This window comes from Cupriavidus sp. 21MJTG02-4, from assembly GCF_057798975.1.
This window is the reverse complement of record NZ_JBYOJP010000003.1, coordinates 592,772-608,236: the sequence shown is the minus strand read 5'-3', so window position 1 is coordinate 608,236 and position 15,465 is coordinate 592,772. Positions and strand designations below refer to the sequence as shown.

Genomic DNA, 15,465 nt, shown 5'->3' with positions numbered 1-15,465 from the left:
TCATCAGGCCGTGGCCAGCACGTCGGCAAAGCCGCCGCGCCGCACCCCGGCCGCATCGAGGGCCGCGCGCACGCGCGGCGACAGCAGCGCCGCCAGTTCGTCGGCGTGTCGATAGCCGGCCATGGTCGGTGCGATGGCCGCGCCCGACGTGACCGCCGGATGCAGGTAGATCTCGCCGATGCCGTCAGGCAGCCCGGCGAGCGCGGCGAGCAGCACGGCCTCATCCATGGCACCGCTGCGCGCGATGCCAACCACGTAGTCATTGTGCGCGATGCCCGCGCGCCGCAGCCGCCGGCGCAGCAGGACCAGCCACGGGCGCAACAGCAGCGGCGCATCGGCTTCCAGCGGCAGCCGCACGGCGCGCAGGCCGAATTCACGGCCGATCGACAGGATCAGCGACAGCACGGTCGGGTGCAAATGGAAATGCTTGTGCGTATTGACGTGGTCGAGCGGCAGCCCCGTGGCGGCAAACGCCTCGAACTGCGCGCGGATTTCCGCGGCGAGCTGGCGGCGCACATGCGGCAGGAAAAAGAAGCGGCAGCCGTCGCGCGCCATGGCCGAGCCGAAGCGGCCGCGCGCATCGACGAGATCGGGAATGGCCGTGCGCGGCAGCATCGCCGGGCCATCGGCCAGCACCACATGCAGGCCGACGCGCAGCGAAGGCAGGCGCCGCGCGCGCGCCACCGCGTCGGCGGCTTCGGGCGCGGACACCATCAGGCTGGCCGCGTTGAGCACGCCGTCGCGATGCGCGAGTTCCACCGCCTCGTTGACCGCGGTATGCAGCCCGAAGTCGTCTGCGGTGATGATCAGGCCGCGCGCAGGACGCGAGGCGGCAGTGCGATGAGACAGCAGGATCAGGCCTCGCGCGAACGCAGGAAGCGGAAGAACTCCACGCCTTCGCGTAGCCGCCGCTTCATCATGTCCCAGCTTCCAAGCATCTCGCGCACGATCGCCCAGATCTTGCCCGGGCGGAAGTAGAACTGCTTGTAGAAGCGCTCCACGCCGCCGTAGATCTCTTCCTTGGACAGGTGCGGGTAGCTGATCGCCGCGAGCTGCACGCCCTTGTCGTTGACGAGGTTGATGACCTTGTTCTCTTCGAGCCAGCCATTGTCGACCGCCTGCTGGTACAGCGTGGTGCCGGGGTACGGCGCCGCCAGCGACACCTGGATGGTGTGCGGGTTGATCTCCTTGGCGTAGGCGATGGTCTTCTCGATGGTTTCCTGCGTCTCGCCGGGCAGGCCCAGGATGAAGGTGCCGTGGATCTGGATGCCAAGCTTGCGGCAGTCTTCCGTGAAGCGGCGCGCGATATCCGTGCGCAGGCCCTTCTTGATGTTCAGCAGGATCTGGTCGTCGCCCGATTCATAGCCGACCAGCAGCAGGCGCAGGCCGTTCTCCTTCATGATCTTGAGCGTGCTGTACGGCACGTTGGCCTTGGCATTGCACGACCAGGTCACGCCCAGCTTGCCGAGCCCGCGCGCGATTTCCTCCACGCGCGGCTTGAAGTCGGTGAAGGTGTCGTCGTCGAACATGATCTCCTTCGCCTCGGGCATGTTCTCCTTGATCCATTTCACCTCCGCAATCACGCTCTCGGCCGAGCGCGTGCGGTAGCGGTGCCCGCCCACGGTCTGTGGCCACAGGCAGAACGTGCAGCGCGAACGGCAGCCGCGCCCCGTGTAGATCGACACATAGGGGTGCTTCAGGTAGCCGATGAAGTAGTTCTCGATCTTCAGGTCGCGCCGGTAGACGGGCGCCACGAAGGGCAGCTCGTCCATGTTCTCGATCATCGGGCGCTGGCCGTTGTGCTCGAGCGAGCCATCGGGCAGCCGGTACGACAGCCCCAGGATGTCCTTGAGCGGCTTGCCGGCCGCAACGTCCTGGCAGGTGTAGTCGAATTCCTCGCGGCAGACAAAGTCGATCGCATCGCTCACACCGAGGGTGCCGCCCGGGTCGACCGCGGGCTTGGCGCCGACCATGCCGATCATCACGCCGGGCTTGCGCTTCTTCAGTTCCTCCGCGAACTTGGCGTCGGTCGGGAACGATGGCGTGCTGGTGTGGAGGATGACCAGGTCGTACTCGACGGCGATATCCAGCGTCTGCTGCGGCGTCAGCTCGTCGGCGGGCGCGTCCAGCACGCGGCTGCCCGGCACCAGCGCGGCGGGCTGTGCCAGCCAGGTCGGATACCAGAACGACTTGATCTCGCGCTTGGCCTGGTAGCGCGAGCCGGCGCCGCCGTCAAAGCCATCGAAGGAAGGGGCCTGGAGGAACAGGGTTTTTTTCATAGTGTTGGCTTCGATGTTGTCAGGTCAGCTGCGGCTTGTTGGCCTGGAGTGCATGTAGCCGTTTTGGCTACATCGGGCAGCGCGTCGCAGCGTTGTCTTGTATTGGTCATCATGTGTCACCGTGTCATGCCAGGGTCCTGCACGGACAGGACTTGCTGCCGCCATCGGACCCGCTGGCCACCCAGCGCAGCGGCCCAGCCGACAAGCAAAAGCACGTCCCGCAACGGTGCGCGCAATGCCGCGGCTGCCGTGCCTGCCAATGCACTGCGCGCGAGAATGCCGGCTACCGCAATGGCGACCATCCATGCAGCAGGCGACAGCGCCACGCCCAACGCCAGCATCGGCCACGTGAAGGTGATGAAGGTAAAGGCAAAGCCCGCCGGATTCAGCGAGCGGATGGTGCGCAGCCAGCGCAGTTCATGCGTCCAAAGCTCGGGCAGCCGCGTCTCGGTCACGTCGGTGGTGACCTCCACGTCGGAGAGGACCGTGCGCAATCCCGCTTGCCGGGTCAGTTCGCCCAGCCAGAAGTCATCGGCGAGCCGGTCGGACAGCGATGCGAAGCCGCCGATCCGCGTCAGGGTGTCGCGTCGCAGCGCGATGGTCGCGCCGAAGGCAAAGCGGCGCGATCCTCCGGCATGCGCGATGCGCACCGACGGCGCGAACCAGTCGTCGATGAACTGCGCGCCGAGCTTCGCCCACAAGGCATCGACCGGGCGCCCGCGGTACAGGCAGGTGACGATGCCGACGCGGGGGTCGGCCAGCGGCGCAGTGACGCGTGCCAGGTAGTCGGGCGGCACGGCGATGTCGCTGTCGGCCACGACCAGCCAGTCATGGCGCGCTTGCTCGGCCAGGTTGATCAGGTTGCTGACCTTGAGGTTGGTGCCGTGCACGCGCGGGTCGATGACCAGCGTGATGTCGGTGTCGGGGAAGTCCTGCTGCAGGCGCTGCACCACGGCGATGGCGGGATCGTCCCGATCACGCACGCCGCATACGAGTTGCTGTCCCGTGACCGATTGCCGGCACAGCGTGGCCAGGTTGTCGTACAGGCGCGTCTCGGCCCCGCACAACGGCTTGAGCACGCTGACGCGGAGTTCGCCGGATTGGGCGAGTGGCGCGACGCGCGTGTGCGCGCGCCGCGTCAGCACGGCGGCGGTCATGGCATAGCCCGCCGACACGCAGGTCAGCGCGCTGCCAAGCAGGGTCGCGGCCATGGCCGCAGCTTCCGCGGGCATCGGCACTCAGTGGGTCGCCGTGGTCTCCGCCCTGGCGGGCCGTTCCTTGCGCGGCTGGGCCCGGCCGATCTCGGCCAGCTTGATCTCGACGTGGCGCGAGAAGACGTAGTCGGCGGGACGCTGGTTGTCGAGCGGGATGTCCGGGGCCATCGCCCCATCGGTCTTCACGCCGCGCAGGCTCACGCCGAGCGCCTTGAGCGGATGCGCGAACGTGTCGGCCACGGCGGTGGCCTCGTAACCGCTATGGACCATGCAGTCGGCGCACTTCTCGTAGTTGCCGGTGCCGTAGGCGTCCCAGTCGGTCTCGTCCATCAATTCCTTGAAGGTCTGCACATAGCCTTCGCCGACGAGGTAGCAGGGCCGCTGCCAGCCGAACACCGTGCGCGCGGGGTTGCCCCAGGGCGTGCAGTGGTAGGTCTGGTTGCCGGCCAGGAAGTCGAGGAACATGGTCGACTGGCTGAACGACCATTTCTTGCCGCGGCCGCGGCGCAGGATGTCGCGGAACAGCTGCTTGGTCTTGCCGCGGTTCAGGAAATGCTGCTGGTCCGGGGCGCGCTCGTAGGCGTAGCCCGGCGAGACCGTGATGCCGTCCACGCCCATCGCCTTGACCGTGTCGAAGAAAGCGGCCACGCGCTCGGGCTTGGCATCGTTGAATAGCGTGCAGTTGATATTGACGCGGAAGCCGCGCGCCTTGGCGGCACGGATGGCTTCGACGGCGCGGTCATAGACGCCTTCCTGGCTGACCGAATGGTCGTGCGCCTCGCGGTCGCCGTCCAGGTGGACCGACCAGACGAAGTAGGGGCTGGGCTCGTACTGGTCCAGCTTCTTCTCCATCAGCAGCGCATTGGTGCACAGGTAGACGAACTTGCGCCGCGCGACAATGCCGCGCACGATCTCGGGCATGTCCTTGTGCAGCAGCGGCTCGCCACCGGCAATCGACACCACCGGGGCGCCGCATTCGTCGACCGCGCCCAGGCACTCCTCGATGGACAGGCGCTGGTTCAGGATCGGGTCCGGGTAGTCGATCTTGCCGCAGCCGTTGCAGGCAAGGTTGCAGCGGAACAGCGGCTCCAGCATGAGCGCGAGCGGATAGCGCTTCTGGCGCGCCAGATGCTTGCCGACGATGTAGGCGCCCACGCGGGCAACCTGCAGGAACGGAATAGGCAAGGGGGACTTCCTTCTCTTGTGGGTTCAGCCGGGGACTTTCTCGACGGGCTGCGGAGCGGCCGCCGCGGGGCGGACGTCGACCAGTTCGGCGGGCAGGCGAAACTCGGCGTGCTCTTCGCGGCCTGCCATGGTCGAGACTTCCACGGGGCCCAGGCGGCGCAGCGCGGCAATTACGTCCTCGACCATTTCTTCAGGTGCGGAGGCGCCGGCGGTAATGCCGACGATATTGGCATCCGCGACCCAGGCCGGGTCGAGTTCGCTGCCATCGGCAATCAGGTAGCTCGGCACGCCGCTTTCGGTGCCGATCTCGCGCAGCCGGTTGGAATTGGAGCTGTTGGTGGCGCCAATGACCAAGATGACATCGGCCAGCTTGCACAGGTCGCGCACGGCGCTCTGCCGGTTTTGCGTGGCGTAGCAGATGTCGCGGGTGTCGGGGCCGACCAGGTCGCTGAAGCGGCGGGCCAGCGCGGCAATGATATTGCGGGTGTCGTCCACGCTGAGCGTGGTCTGGGTGACGTAGGCCACCGGCGTGTCGGCGGGCAGGTCGAGCCTGGCGACCTCGGCCTCGTTCTGGATCAGGATCACCTTGCCGGGGATCTGGCCCATGGTGCCTTCAACCTCCGGGTGGCCGGCATGGCCGATCAGGATGACGGTGCGGCCGCTGGCCGCGTACTGCCGGCCCTGGTTATGCACCTTGATCACGAGCGGGCAGGTCGCGTCGATCGCATGCAACTGCCGCTGTCCGGCATCGGCCACCACGGCGCGCGAAACGCCGTGTGCGCTGAAAATCGTCACGGCGCCCGCGGGGACCTCGTCGAGTTCTTCGACAAAGCGCGCGCCCTTGTTCTTCAATCCCTCCACAACATGCTTGTTGTGCACGATCTCGTGTCGCACGAAGACCGGCGCCCCATGCTTGACGAGCGCGCGGTCGACGATCTCGATCGCGCGCACGACACCGGCACAGAAGCCTCGGGGTTGAGCAAGAATCACCTGCATACGGTAGGCCCCCTGGACCCTTCAACGGGTTTCAGTGATTGGGAAGGTGTACAGAAATCACATTTCCGACACATGATGGTTACTATATACCGGACGCGCCGGAAATGTCTGACGGCCCTTTCCATGTTGCGGCGTTTCCATCTCATCGTGAAACCGGTTTATGACAGTAAACGATTACGTTCTGGTGACGGGTGCATCGGGTTTTCTCGGATCCGCGGTGTTGCGGCAGGCACTGGCACGTGGCTGGCGCGTGCGGGCGCTGGTGCGCGCGTCGAGCCCGCGTGCCAACCTGGCGGATTTGCCGGTCGAGGTCGTGCAGGGCGATATGCGCGACCCGGCCGCCGTCGCGGCTGCCATGCAGGGCGTGCGTTACCTGTTCCACGTGGCGGCCGATTACCGGCTGTGGGCACCCGACCCCGAGGAGATCGTCCGGACCAATGTCGACGGCACCATGGCCGTCATGGAGGCCGCGCAACAGGCCGGCGTGGAGCGCGTGGTCTATACCAGCAGCGTGGCCACGCTGCGCGTAGCCGGTGCTACGGCGCCGGTCGACGAAACGGCCGCGCTGGCACCGCACGAGGCCATCGGCGCCTACAAGCGCAGCAAGGTGCTGGCCGAACGCGTGGTCGAGCGCCTGGTGGCCGAACGCGGCCTGCCGGCGGTGATCGTCAACCCGTCCACGCCGATCGGCCCGCGCGACGTGCGTCCCACGCCGACCGGCCGCATCATCGTCGAAGCCGCCACCGGGAAGATCCCCGCCTTTGTCGAGACCGGGCTCAACCTGGCCCACGTGGACGATGTGGCCGCGGGCCATTTCCAGGCGCTGGAGCACGGCCGGACCGGCGAACGCTATATCCTGGGCGGTGATGACGTCATGTTGCAGCAGATGCTGCGCGATATCGCCGGCCTCTGCGGCCGGCGGCCGCCGACCGTGCAACTGCCGCGCTGGCCGCTGTATCCGCTCGCCCACGCGGCCGAGGCCGTGGCGCGCGTGACACGAAAGGAGCCGTTTATCACCGTGGACGGGCTCACCATGTCGAAGTACAAGATGTTCTTCCGTTGCGACAAGGCCCGGCGCGAACTGGGTTACCAGCCGCGTCCCTATCTGGACGGCCTGCGCGACGCACTGGCCTGGTTCCGCGAGGCGGGATACCTGGGCTGAAGCCTCAGGACCGCACCGGCGCCTGGCTGCGGCCCTTCCATTGCCCGCCGCGGCGCAGCCAGTAGCGCCGCGCCGAATCCAGCGTGGCGCCAAGGTAGAACAGCGCCGTCAGTGGCAACAGCGGCGCAAGCCAGGCCGGCTGGCGGTATTCGCGCAGCATCGGCAGGTAGGCCAGCGACATCGCCGCCCAGGCGAGCCAGGCCGGCCATAGCCGGGCGCCTGCTGCCAGCGCCAGCAGCGGCGGCGCCAGGTAGGTCACGGTCATCGCCAGCGCCGTGCCGGCCAGCAGCAGCGGCGAGTAGCGCAGCTGCGTATAGGCGCTGCGGGCGATCATGTCCCACAGGCTGCGCCAGTCGTCATAGGGCCGCAGCGACACGCTGTCATCGGCCAGATCGAGGCTGATGGGACCACCGGGCTTGATCTTCGCGGCCAGGCTGCAATCATCGATCAACTCGCCGCGAATGGCGGCGAATCCGCCGATGCGGGACAGGGCCGCGCGGCTTGCCAGCATGCAGCCGCCCGCCGCGGCCGCTACCGCGCTGCGCGGGTCGCGGACGCGTTCGAACGGATAGAGTTTGGCAAAGTAGAAAACAAAAGCCGGCACGATGAGCCGTTCCCAGGCCGAGGCGCAGCGCAACCGCACCATCAGTGACACGAGATCGCGGCGCTCATGCACGGCGCGGGCAACCAGGCCGGCCAGCACGCCAGGGCCGTGCCAGATATCGGCATCGGTCAGCCAGACATAGGCGGCCCCCGGCGCCACGCGAGCGGCGGCATCGAGTCCTTCCGACTGGGCCCATACCTTGCCGCTCCATCCGGCCGGCAGGTCCCGGGCGGGGACAACGGTCAGGGTGCCGGGCCGCGGCGTCCCGGCTGCCGCGCTGGCCGCGATTTTCGCCGTGCCGTCGTGGCTGTGGTCGTCGACCACGACCAGGGACAGCGTTCCGGGGTACTGCTGGCCGAGCACGCCGGCCACGCATCGGCCGATGACGTCAGCCTCGTTGCGCGCCGGGACAATGGCCACGACTTCGGGCCAGGCATCGGGTGCGGGGGCCGGCGCAGGCTTGCGCACGCGCCAGAAGCCCGCGCGGCCGAACAGCAGCACGCACCAGATCGCCAGCGACAGCAGGGACAGCGCAAACGCAGTGGTCATGGTCATTTGAGGAAGCGGCGCGCCAGCCTTGCCAGGCGCGGCACGGTTTCGGGCCGCAGCAGCCGAGCGTCGTAGCCTGCCATGCGGCGGTTGTTCTCGGCCAGGCACAGGTCGATCATTGCGGCTGGAGACAGCGAATCGCCAAGCGCTTCCGAGCCGTTCATCGTGAAGTTGGCGTCCTGTGCCGCGCCGTCGGCGTCGATGCCGCGCGCGATGCCGATGCGCTCCCAGACCAGGAAGGCCCACACCCGCGCCACCTTCAGCGCGAACAGCGGCCTGCGCCACCAGGGCAGGTTGCTGCGATACCAGGCCGCCCAGTTGACGAAGAAAAGGATATGCCGGCCTTCTTCCTGGATCACGGGCTCGAAGGTCTCCACGAGCTCCGCCGGGAAATAGCCGGAGCGCCGCGCCATGGCGAACAGGCCGAAGGCGAAGAAGCTGTCGATGCATTCGCTGTAGCCGGTCACCAGCCATCCCCACTCGGGGTCGTCCGGAGGCGGATAGTCGGGCTCGGGTGCGAGCGGAATGCCGTAGGCCTCCACCATCTTCGAGAGCACGACCTTGTGACGCGCTTCCTCGGCGCCGTCCATGTCCAGCGCGCTGCGCAGCAGCGGGTCGGCGACGGTTTCGGCAAAGGTCTTCACGCGGATCGAGGCGCGGCCCTCGGTCTGCACGGCAATGTCCCAGATCGGCAGGGAGGTGACGCGCCGGAGCGCGTCAGGCGAGAGCGTGGGCCATTCGATCACGGCCGGCTTGTAGGGGTTGTGGGTCTGCAGCAGCATGTTGGAGAACATGCGCAGGTGCTCTGGAGAGCCGATGCTCACCGGGCCTGGCGCCGGGTCGGTCCAGTGGCGCATGGCGTGGTCCGCCTGCTCGACCGCCGTGCGCGCGATCGTGTCGGCCACGGCGGCGGCGCGCGCTACGGCATCCTCGGCTGAATTCGCGATGACGCCGGCGTGGCCGGCGTCTGGATTCGCCGCCCTGTCATGGCGGGGTGGCGCGGCGTAGAGTTCGGACATCTGGCCCCCTGGCAGTGGATTGCCCGGGGGCCATTGTAGCGGCGGGCGCCCGCAGGCGCACCGCCCGCCTGGGTCAGACTTGGTAGCTGACCGGGCCGCGTGCCTGGACGCCCAGGCGGTAGTACAGCACCGTCAGCAGCACCAGCCAGGCCGGTCCGACATACAGCGCCACGCGCGTGTCCGGGAAATAGGCCATCAGCGCGATCACCAGCGCAAGGAAGGCCAGCGCGATCCACGAGCCATACGGCCAGAACGGCATGCGGAAGGCCAGCTTGTCGCGCTCGGCCGGCGACAGGCCGCGGCGGAACCGCATCTGCGTGACGAGGATGATGGCCCAGGTCCAGATCGCGCCGAAGGTGGAGATCGACGTCACCCACACGAACACCTTCTCGGGCACCAGGTAGTTCAGCAGCACGCCGCACAGCAGCGCGGCGATCGACACCAGCAGCGCGCGGCGCGGCACGCCATTGCGGTCCACCTTGGCAAAGGCGGCCGGCGCCTGGCCTTGCTGCGCCAGGTTGTAGAGCATGCGGCCGGTACTGAAGATGCCGCCGTTGCACGAGGACAGCGCCGCGGTCAGCACGACGAAGTTGATGATGCCGGCCGCGGTCTTGATGCCCAGGCGCTCGAAGGTCATCACGAACGGGCTGCCCTGTGCGCCGATCTCGTTCCACGGGTAGAGCGAGAGGATCACGAACAGCGCGCCGACGTAGAAAATCAGGATGCGCCAGAACACCGAGTTGATGGCATCCGGGATCGACTTGCGCGGGTTCTTCGCTTCGCCGGCGGTCAGGCCGATCATCTCTACGCCCAGGTAGGCGAACATCACCATCTGCAGCGACATCAGCACGCCGCTGGCGCCATTGGGCAGGAAGCCGCCATGCGCCCACAGGTTGCTGATGCCGGTGGCGACGCCGCCATTGCCCAGGCCGAATACGATCATGGCGCCGCCGCCGAACAGCATCAGCACGATGGTCACGATCTTGATCATGGCGAACCAGAACTCGAACTCGCCATAGGCCTTGACCGCCAGCAGGTTGACCGAGCCCATCGCGCCCAGCGCCGCGAGTGCCCAGATCCAGCGCGGCACGTCGGGGAACCAGACGCCCATGTAGATGGCCACGGCGGTGATCTCGGCCACGCAAGTCACTAGCCACAGGAACCAGTAGTTCCAGCCGGTCAAGTATCCGGCCAGCGGGCCCATATGGTCCTGCGCATAGCGGCAGAAGGAGCCCGCCACCGGGTTGTGGACGGCCATTTCGCCGAGCGCGCGCATGATCAGGAAGATCATGGCGCCGCCGATGATATAGGCCAGCATGATGGCCGGGCCGGCCATCCGGATCGCATTGGCCGACCCGAGGAACAGCCCTACGCCGATGGCTGATCCCAGTGCCATCAGGCGGATGTGGCGTTCGCCGAGTCCGCGCTGCAAGTGCTCGGTATTTGCACTCATTTGTCGTTGTCTCCGTTCAAAGGAAGGTCCCGCCGGCCCTTGTGGGGTGGTGGGTGCAGGGATCGTTTCCGGTCTTCACCGCACGCTTTTGCTCAGGTTTTGGCTGTGCGCGCAATGCTATCGCGTCATAGGCGGCAGGGGCGCTGTCCCGTGCCGGCAATGCGAGGATCGGAAACGAAAAATAGCCCGCAAGATTAATGACAAAGGCGTGGCATTTGTTGCTTTAATTTGAAGGGAATTGTTTTTTGAGTGCGAATTGTTATCTATGGGTATCTTTTTGGGTTCGCTAAATTGAAGGGCAGCGTGCTTGGCAGGGGCGGCTGTTTCGCAGGCGTAGCCTGCGAGTCACTTTTTGTCCGAGCGACAAAAAGTAACCAAAAAACGCGTTTACTTGCCCTAACGGGCGAATATTGATCGTAGCGTGCGAAGAATTTCGTACGGGTATTCGCTTCAGAGTCTGCCCCGCTGCCTGCCGCGTGGAGCGCGTCCGTATGCAGGCTCTCCCACAATGATTGAACCAGCCCCGAACCTGTCCGTGGCTCGACACTGCCCGCGATATCGCATCATCGCCTTCGGCTGCTGCGCGGCTCAGTAGTCGGTTGGCCGGGGGCATCAACGGCGCTGGTGCCGGTGCTTCCGTTTCTTCTCTTCCCTCGGTTTTCACCGAGTGCGCGCAGCGGTAGGAGGTCGCCGGTACGCCGGCGGAACAGCGACGTCTGCCAAGAACGATCCCACGCGGTCAGGGCAACTGCCTCACATCCACCATCCCCGGCATCATGTTCGAATTCAGGTGGTACATCACCCATAGCGTGCCACTCAGCGTGATCACCACCAGAACCAGCGTGAACATCAGCGCCAGCATGTTCCAGCCGCCTTCCGACTTGGCGTTCATGTGCAGGAAATAGATCATGTGCACGACGATCTGCACGGCGCCCAGCGCGAGCAGCACGAGCGCGGTGGTGGTGGATTTCTCGAACACCTTGCCCATGACCAGCCAGAACGGGATCGCGGTCAGGATCACCGACAGCACGAAGCCGGTCACATAGCCGCTCATCGAGATATGAATATGGCTTTCGTCATGGCCATGCCCGTCGTGGCCGTCATGGCCGTCGTGGCCATGCGCGAGCGTGTGGTCCGGTGCGCTCATGGCAGCACTCCCATCAGGTAAACGAAGGTGAAGACGCCGATCCAGACTACGTCCAGAAAGTGCCAGAACATCGACAGGCACATCAGGCGCCGGCGGTTCTCGGGAATCAACCCGTGCCGGCCCACCTGGACCATCAGCGTGATAAGCCAGATGGTGCCGAAGGTCACGTGCAACCCGTGCGTGCTCACCAGCGAGAAGAACGACGTCAGGAAGCCGCTGCGCCACGGGCCCGCCCCTTCGCCGATCAGGTGCACGAACTCGTAGATTTCCACGGCAAGGAACGAGGCGCCGAGTACGCCGGTAATGGCCAGCCACCCCTGCGTGCCACCGACGCGTCCCTGCTGCATCTGCAGCATGGCAAAGCCATACGTGATCGACGACAGCAGCAGGAACGAGGTGTTCAGCGCCACCAGCGGCAGTTCGAACAGCTCGGCGCCGGTCGGGCCGCCCGCATAGTTGCGCCCCAGCACGCCGTAGGCCGCGAACAGGCAGGCGAAGATGAGGCAGTCGCTCATCAGGTAGACCCAGAACCCGAGCAGCGTGCCGTTGGGCACGTGGTACTCGCTGGTCATGTAGAAGCGCAGTTCGCCTTCCTCGACGCCGTGGCCGGACGGTACGGCGTGCGGCGTGGCGGCGGGCGCGGCCTGCGCGCGGCCGGCGGGGAACGGGGCCGTGGTATCAGGCATGGTGGGCCATCAGCGCAGAGCGCGCTGCCTCCGTGTTGCCGACCGTGTCGGCCGGGATGTAGTAGTCGCGCTTGTAGTTGAAGGTATGCACGATCGCACTGACGATGAGGGCCGCGAACGACACCACCACCAGCCACCAGATGTGCCAGATCAGCGCAAAGCCGCACACCGTGCTGAGCCCAGCCAGGATGATGCCCGCGCCCGTGTTCTTCGGCATGTGGATCGGTATGAAACCCTGCAAGGGCCGCTGGAATCCGTGGGACTTCATCTGCCACCAGGCGTCGGTGTCATGGACGATCGGCGTGAAGGCGAAGTTGTAGGCCGGCGGCGGCGACGACGTCGACCATTCGAGCGTGCGGCCATCCCAGGGGTCGCCGGTCACGTCGCGCAGCGCCTCGCGCCGCATGAAGCTCACCACCAGCTGGATCAGGAAGCAGCCGATGCCCAGCGCGATCAGCAAGGCGCCGAATGCCGCGAGCAGGAACCAGATCCGCAGCGCGGGGTCTTCGAAATGGCTCATGCGGCGGGTCACGCCCATCATGCCGAGCATGTACAGCGGCATGAACGCGAAGTAGAACCCGACCAGCCAGAACCAGAACGAGCACTTGCCCCAGAACGGCTCCAGCTGGTAGCCGAAGGCCTTGGGAAACCAGTACGTGATGCCGGCCATCAGCCCGAACAGCACGCCGCCGATGATCACGTTGTGGAAGTGGGCGATCAGGAACAAGCTGTTGTGCAGCGAGAAATCGGCGGGCGGCACCGCCAGCAGCACGCCAGTCATGCCCCCGATCACGAAGGTGACCATGAAGCCGACCGTCCACAGCATCGGCACCTCGAAGCGGATGCGCCCGTGGTACATGGTGAACAGCCAGTTGAACAGCTTGGCCCCGGTCGGGATCGAGATGATCATGGTGGTGATGCCGAAGAACGAATTGACGCTCGCCCCGGATCCCATCGTGAAGAAGTGGTGCAGCCACACCAGGTAGGACAGTACCGTGATGACCACCGTGGCATAGACCATCGACGCATAGCCGAACAGGCGCTTGCGGCAGAACGTGGCCACCACCTCGGAGAACACGCCGAACGCGGGCAGGATCAGGATGTAGACCTCCGGGTGGCCCCAGATCCAGATCAGGTTCACGTACATCATGGCGCTGCCGCCCTGGTCGGCCGTGAAAAAATTCATGCCCAGGTAGCGGTCCAGCGCCAGCATGGTCAGCGCCGCGGTCAGCACCGGGAACGCGGCGATGATCAGCACGTTGGCGCACAGCGCGGTCCAGGTGAAGATCGGCATGCGCATCAGCGTCATGCCCGGCGCGCGCATCTTGACGATGGTCACCAGCAGGTTGATGCCCGATAGCACCGTTCCCACCCCCGCCACCTGCAAGGACCATATGTAGTAGTCCACCCCCACGTCAGGACTGTGGACGATGCCGGACAGCGGCGGATAGGCCAGCCAGCCGGTGCGCGCGAACTCGCCGACGAACAGCGACATCATCACCAGCACCGCGCCGCCGGTGGTCATCCAGAAGCTGAAGTTGTTGAGGAACGGAAAAGCGACGTCGCGCGCGCCGATCTGCAACGGCACCACGAAGTTCATGAGCCCGGTCACGAGCGGCATCGCCACGAAGAAGATCATGATCACGCCGTGCGCGGTGAAGATCTGGTCGTAGTGATGCGGCGGCAGGAAGCCAGGGTTGTCGCCGAACGCGACGGACTGCTGCATGCGCATCATCACGGCGTCGGCAAAGCCGCGCAGCAGCATGATGATCCCCAGGATCACGTACATGATGCCGATCTTCTTGTGGTCGATGCTGGTGAACCACTCGCGCCACAGGTAGCCCCACAGGCGGTAGTAGCTCACCGCGCCCACCAGCGCCAGGCCGCCGAGGACCACGACGACGAAAGTGCCCAGCAGGATCGGCTCGTGCAGCGGTATGGCCTCCCAGCTCAGGCGGCCGAAGATAAGCGTGGCGAGTTCGGATCGCTCCTGCATGTTGTGCTCCAGGGCCAGAGTGAGGGGTGAGGGTGAGTCGTTTCGGGGCGATGGCGTCCCGGCTGTGCTACTGCAGCGATACCGCGCTGCGTTCGCCGTACGGCGTGGCCGGGTCGAACGGCGCCTTCGGCGTGTTGCTCGCCGTGCAGACGGCGCCCAGTGCACCGCCTTGCTGGCGGCGTGCGTCCATGGCCATCATGTCTTTCTGGCAGATCTGCCCCGCGCGCACGCAGCGGTTCAGGATGGCGTCGAACAGGTCGGGCGCGACGCTGGCGTAGTGGCGCACGGGATCGCGCTCGCTGGGCTGTTCGAGCTTCAGGTAGCTGTCGCGCGACAGCGGCGTGCCGCTGGTCTTCACGCGCTGCACCCAGCGCTCGAAGTCATCGTGGCTCATGCCGTGGAAGCGGAAGCGCATATGCGAGAAACCCGCGCCGCTGTAGTTGGCGGAGAACCCTTCATAGTCGCCGGGCTGGTTCATCACCGCATGCAGCTTGGTTTCCATGCCAGGCATCGCATAAACCTGCCCGGCCAGCGACGGGATAAAGAAGGAGTTCATCACGCTCGTGGACGTGATGCGGAAGCGGATGGGCCGGTCCACCGGCGCGGCGACCTCGTTGACGCTGGCAATGCCCTGCTCGGGGTACAGGAAAAGCCACTTCCAGTCGAGAGCCACCACCTCGACCGTCAGCGGCTGCACATCGGTGGGCACGGGCCGTTGGGCGTCGAGCCGCTGGAGTGGCCGGTACGGATCGAGCTTGTGGGTACTGACCCAGGTGACCGCGCCCAGCGCGATGATGATCAGCAGCGGTGCCGACCAGATCAGCAGTTCCAGCACCGTGGAGTGGTCCCAGTCGGGATTGTAGGTCGCGCTGGTATTGGAGGCCCGGTAACGCCAGGCGAACAGCAGCGTCAGCACGATCACCGGCACGATGATCAGCAGCATGAGCCCGGTCGAGATCAGGATCAGGTTGCGCTGCTGGATCGCGAGGTCACCGTTCGGCGACATCAGAACCGTACTGCATCCACACAGGGCAGCCGCTGCCAGGGCCAGCAGGATCCAGCGTGCTGCGCGCGGTACTGCCTTAGTCGAACGGTCGGATCGCATAGGCTTGGGTCCTCTGTTGCCATCCTGTACGCAGAAGCGTACGTGACTTAGACTGTTCTGAGCAACTATG

General features: G+C 66.0%; 13 protein-coding genes. 1 reads left to right on the top strand and 12 read right to left on the bottom strand.

All coding sequences use genetic code 11. The features are described 5' to 3' along the window. Positions 1-3: 3 nt before the first annotated feature. From hpnK to ispH, 5 genes are all read right to left on the bottom strand, one after another. Entirely contained in the window at positions 4-810 is an 807-nt protein-coding gene (gene hpnK / locus AC3FKH_RS09085) for a hopanoid biosynthesis-associated protein HpnK (protein ID WP_488674894.1), read from the bottom strand. Between the two features lie 44 nt (positions 811-854). Next, positions 855-2,279 (bottom strand): hopanoid biosynthesis associated radical SAM protein HpnJ, encoded by a 1,425-nt coding sequence (hpnJ, locus tag AC3FKH_RS09080; protein ID WP_488674781.1) that lies wholly within the window; start codon positions 2,277-2,279, stop codon positions 855-857. 116 nt (positions 2,280-2,395) lie between these two features. Beyond that, positions 2,396-3,490, bottom strand: a complete 1,095-nt coding sequence (gene hpnI / locus AC3FKH_RS09075) for a bacteriohopanetetrol glucosamine biosynthesis glycosyltransferase HpnI (RefSeq protein ID WP_488674779.1) — start codon at positions 3,488-3,490, stop codon at positions 2,396-2,398. A gap of 27 nt (positions 3,491-3,517) precedes the next feature. Further along, entirely contained in the window at positions 3,518-4,678 is a 1,161-nt protein-coding gene (hpnH, locus tag AC3FKH_RS09070) for an adenosyl-hopene transferase HpnH (protein WP_483713355.1), read from the bottom strand. A 24-nt stretch (positions 4,679-4,702) separates the two neighbouring features. Beyond that, a complete protein-coding gene (gene ispH / locus AC3FKH_RS09065; RefSeq protein ID WP_488674776.1) occupies positions 4,703-5,674 on the bottom strand; it encodes a 4-hydroxy-3-methylbut-2-enyl diphosphate reductase in 972 nt (323 codons plus the stop codon). Between the two features lie 160 nt (positions 5,675-5,834). On the opposite strand from ispH, the gene hpnA reads away from it, so the two are divergent. Further along, on the top strand, positions 5,835-6,836 hold the full coding sequence (hpnA, locus tag AC3FKH_RS09060; protein WP_488674774.1) for a hopanoid-associated sugar epimerase: 1,002 nt from the start codon (positions 5,835-5,837) through the stop codon (positions 6,834-6,836). Between the two features lie 4 nt (positions 6,837-6,840). Here hpnA and AC3FKH_RS09055 read toward each other — a convergent pair whose 3' ends face one another. From AC3FKH_RS09055 to cyoA, 7 genes are all read right to left on the bottom strand, one after another. Further along, the gene (locus AC3FKH_RS09055) at positions 6,841-7,995 is read right to left on the bottom strand and encodes a glycosyltransferase (RefSeq protein ID WP_488674772.1); all 1,155 of its coding nucleotides are present in this window, start codon (positions 7,993-7,995) and stop codon (positions 6,841-6,843) included. Further along, complete coding sequence (locus AC3FKH_RS09050; RefSeq protein WP_488674893.1) at positions 7,992-8,846, bottom strand: ferritin-like domain-containing protein; 855 nt, start codon at positions 8,844-8,846, stop codon at positions 7,992-7,994. The genes AC3FKH_RS09055 and AC3FKH_RS09050 overlap by 4 nt, the downstream gene beginning before the upstream one ends. 235 nt (positions 8,847-9,081) lie before the next feature. Then, positions 9,082-10,461: an amino acid permease gene (locus AC3FKH_RS09045; RefSeq protein ID WP_488674770.1), complete on the bottom strand. Its 1,380-nt coding sequence runs from the start codon at positions 10,459-10,461 to the stop codon at positions 9,082-9,084. A gap of 739 nt (positions 10,462-11,200) precedes the next feature. Next, positions 11,201-11,608, bottom strand: coding sequence for a cytochrome o ubiquinol oxidase subunit IV (gene cyoD, locus AC3FKH_RS09040; protein WP_488674768.1), 408 nt, complete (start codon positions 11,606-11,608; stop codon positions 11,201-11,203). Beyond that, positions 11,605-12,294 (bottom strand): cytochrome o ubiquinol oxidase subunit III, encoded by a 690-nt coding sequence (cyoC, locus tag AC3FKH_RS09035; RefSeq protein ID WP_488674766.1) that lies wholly within the window; start codon positions 12,292-12,294, stop codon positions 11,605-11,607. The genes cyoD and cyoC overlap by 4 nt, the downstream gene beginning before the upstream one ends. Beyond that, entirely contained in the window at positions 12,287-14,290 is a 2,004-nt protein-coding gene (gene cyoB / locus AC3FKH_RS09030) for a cytochrome o ubiquinol oxidase subunit I (protein ID WP_488674764.1), read from the bottom strand. The genes cyoC and cyoB overlap by 8 nt, the downstream gene beginning before the upstream one ends. Before the next feature lie 67 nt (positions 14,291-14,357). After that, positions 14,358-15,395, bottom strand: coding sequence for a ubiquinol oxidase subunit II (gene cyoA / locus AC3FKH_RS09025; protein ID WP_488674762.1), 1,038 nt, complete (start codon positions 15,393-15,395; stop codon positions 14,358-14,360). Positions 15,396-15,465: the final 70 nt, after the last annotated feature.

What these genes read in the sequence shown, in the direction of transcription:
- cyoB (WP_488674764.1), bottom strand. Translation starts at nt 14,290, where the DNA reads ATGCAGGAGCGATCCGAACTCGCCACGCTTATCTTCGGCCGCCTGAGC.
- ispH (WP_488674776.1), bottom strand. Translation starts at nt 5,674, where the DNA reads ATGCAGGTGATTCTTGCTCAACCCCGAGGCTTCTGTGCCGGTGTCGTG.
- AC3FKH_RS09045 (WP_488674770.1), bottom strand. Translation starts at nt 10,461, where the DNA reads ATGAGTGCAAATACCGAGCACTTGCAGCGCGGACTCGGCGAACGCCAC.
- hpnI (WP_488674779.1), bottom strand. Translation starts at nt 3,490, where the DNA reads ATGGCCGCGACCCTGCTTGGCAGCGCGCTGACCTGCGTGTCGGCGGGC.
- AC3FKH_RS09050 (WP_488674893.1), bottom strand. Translation starts at nt 8,846, where the DNA reads ATGCGCCACTGGACCGACCCGGCGCCAGGCCCGGTGAGCATCGGCTCT.
- hpnJ (WP_488674781.1), bottom strand. Translation starts at nt 2,279, where the DNA reads ATGAAAAAAACCCTGTTCCTCCAGGCCCCTTCCTTCGATGGCTTTGAC.
- cyoA (WP_488674762.1), bottom strand. Translation starts at nt 15,395, where the DNA reads ATGCGATCCGACCGTTCGACTAAGGCAGTACCGCGCGCAGCACGCTGG.
- AC3FKH_RS09055 (WP_488674772.1), bottom strand. Translation starts at nt 7,995, where the DNA reads ATGACCATGACCACTGCGTTTGCGCTGTCCCTGCTGTCGCTGGCGATC.
- cyoD (WP_488674768.1), bottom strand. Translation starts at nt 11,608, where the DNA reads ATGAGCGCACCGGACCACACGCTCGCGCATGGCCACGACGGCCATGAC.
- hpnA (WP_488674774.1), top strand. Translation starts at nt 5,835, where the DNA reads ATGACAGTAAACGATTACGTTCTGGTGACGGGTGCATCGGGTTTTCTC.
- cyoC (WP_488674766.1), bottom strand. Translation starts at nt 12,294, where the DNA reads ATGCCTGATACCACGGCCCCGTTCCCCGCCGGCCGCGCGCAGGCCGCG.